General features: G+C 67.5%; 4 protein-coding genes. 2 read left to right on the forward strand and 2 right to left on the reverse strand.

Going from position 1 to position 2195, the window contains the following annotated elements:
- The first annotated feature begins 26 nt into the window (after window positions 1-26).
- Entirely contained in the window at window positions 27-596 is a 570-nt protein-coding gene (locus Q4I23_RS32245; protein ID WP_498528944.1) for an NUDIX hydrolase, read from the forward strand.
- A 16-nt stretch (window positions 597-612) separates the two neighbouring features.
- Here Q4I23_RS32245 and Q4I23_RS32250 read toward each other — a convergent pair whose 3' ends face one another.
- Complete coding sequence (locus Q4I23_RS32250) at window positions 613-1209, reverse strand: hypothetical protein (RefSeq protein ID WP_237903829.1); 597 nt, start codon at window positions 1207-1209, stop codon at window positions 613-615.
- Window positions 1210-1277: 68 nt separating this feature from the next.
- Complete coding sequence (locus tag Q4I23_RS32255) at window positions 1278-1757, reverse strand: hypothetical protein (protein ID WP_237903830.1); 480 nt, start codon at window positions 1755-1757, stop codon at window positions 1278-1280.
- Window positions 1758-2019: 262 nt separating this feature from the next.
- Here Q4I23_RS32255 and Q4I23_RS32260 point away from each other — a divergent pair, with 262 nt between their 5' ends.
- Complete coding sequence (locus Q4I23_RS32260; protein WP_498528945.1) at window positions 2020-2175, forward strand: hypothetical protein; 156 nt, start codon at window positions 2020-2022, stop codon at window positions 2173-2175.
- The last annotated feature ends 20 nt before the right edge of the window (window positions 2176-2195 follow it).

Raw genomic sequence — 2195 nt, forward strand, 5'->3', positions numbered from 1 at the left:
GCGTATAATCGTCGGCAGCGTCAGATGTGTATAAGAGACAGGCGATGCGCCATGTCCATGTGGCGTTTCTGGAGGGTACGAAGGTCCTGATCGTCCGGCGGCGCGAGGTCAGCACTTGGTGGGGCCGTGGCCCGGCGGAACCGCGGATCGTCGACGCCGCAGGTCAATGGGCGGTTCCCGGCGGCGGCTACGAGAGCGTCACCAGCCCGCTCGCGGCGCTCCAGCGCCTGTTCCACGATCAGACCGGCCTCGCCTTCCCCGATTGCCGGGCGGCGGAGCCCTGGCGCCCCACCTCGCGGAGCTTCACGCTGTATTTCGTTCCGGTGACCGGGCTGGAGTCGCTGGCGTCCTCCATCACTCTGCGGGTCGCGCAGTCCGCCGTCACGCCCGGGCGCCCGGCAGGCGGTGCCATCGTGAACTGGGAATTGTCCTCGGCCCACGTCGTGCCGCTCGCCAAGGTTGTCGCCCATCTGGGGGTGCGCCAGCCAGTCTCGCACGAGAACCAGCTCGCCATCACCCGGCAAGCGATGCGCTCGCCCTCCTCCCAGTCGATCGAGCGCTACGCAACCATGGCCGCGATCATCGCCCTGCAATGAGCCCGCCCCGCTGGCCTCAGCCCTTGCTATCGCCCGGCGGGGTGCGGACAGCGGTGGCCGCGAGATACTGGGCCGCCGTGCGCAGCAGGAACTCCGCCACCGCCATGTCACCCAGGTCGCGGTCCGGGCCGCCCAGCCGGTGGCGGCGATCGGCGTCGATCAGGCCGGTGGCGATCACCTGCGCGGTCAGCCACGCCCGCTGCTCTTCATCCGGCACGCCGGCCATGCGCTCCAGCATCTCGTTGCAGGCATGGTCGATCGTCCCCAGGCCGGGCCGGTCGGACGACAGGTAGCTGGTCTCGTTCTGCGGCGCCGGCTCCCCGACGTAGGAGCGGGCAAGCAACGCCGTTTCCAGCGTCAGGCGGAAGGCGGTGCGGCGCGGCCGCCCCTTCCGCCGCAGCCGCAGCGCCATCATGGTGAAGAGCTGGGCCACCGCCTCCACCCTTTCCGCCGGCACCTCGTCGAGGATGTCGACGATCTCGGCGCTGACGGCGTTGCGCGGCGCCTTCTCGCCGGGCCGCACCACCGCGGTGGCGAAGACGGCGATCAGGGTGCGCAGGGCGTCGGCCTGCTCCACGGGAGAGATGCGGCCGATCTGGGCGGGGTCGAACATGGGGGCGCTCCGCTCTGGCTGGGAGGGATCAACAACTCCTCCCAGCAATGTTGGAACGCGAGGGGCGGTCAGGAATCCCCCTCCTTCGGGTCGATGGTCTCCGCCCGTCGGCTGATCAGCTGGTAGAGCCCAAGCCCGAGCACCATGAAGACGATGACCATCAGGAGGATGGCCGGATACACCATGTCGCTCATGTCCGAGGTCCGCGCCTCGAACACCAGCACCAGCCCTTCCAGGCTGGCGGCGATGATGATGGTGGTCAGGAACTTGGTCAGAGTGCGGCGGGCCTCGTCGGCGTGCCGCAACTCACGATCGTGCTCCAACTCCTCTTCATAGAGATACTTGGCGATCTCGAAGACGGCAATGGCCAGCACGATCATGCCCACGCCGTCCAACAGCCCGTGAGTCGTCGCCTCGATGTCGAGCAGCAGAAGGCTGTGAAACACCGCATAGGCGGCCACGCCGATGAACACCATGGCGAACAGCATCAACACGCCGGTCGCCAGGAAATAAATGACCTGCGACGCCTTCCGGAATCCGTTCCCCACGATGCGTTTCCCTTTCCGACGCGAGAGCCCGTCCTGCGGCTGTCAACACATCGTCCCGGCTTTCGGACCGCTTCCTTGCGGGTCACCCCGGAAGGGAAGATGGAACCGGTGGCCCGGCGAGCGTGTTTGAAGTCAGGCAGCACAGGGGATTGTGCCTCCTCGACAGGCTCCGCCGCGCTCCCTGAAGCGGCGGAGCCTTTCTTTTCCAGCCCCTTGCGTTTATGGCTGCGGTGCCGGACCACGCCGATCACGGAACCGCCCCATGCCCGCAACCCTGCCCCCTTCCGCCGAAGCCCTGCACGCCCTGCTGGACCGCTACCTGCGCTGCCCGTCCGAGCCGCTGCGCGGCGAACTGAACGAGGCTTTGACCGCCTTCCAGACGGCCTGGATACACGCCCTGTCTCTTATACACATCTGACGCTGCCGACGATTATACGC

The sequence above is a fragment of the Azospirillum sp. UFLA03-27 genome (assembly GCF_059803775.1).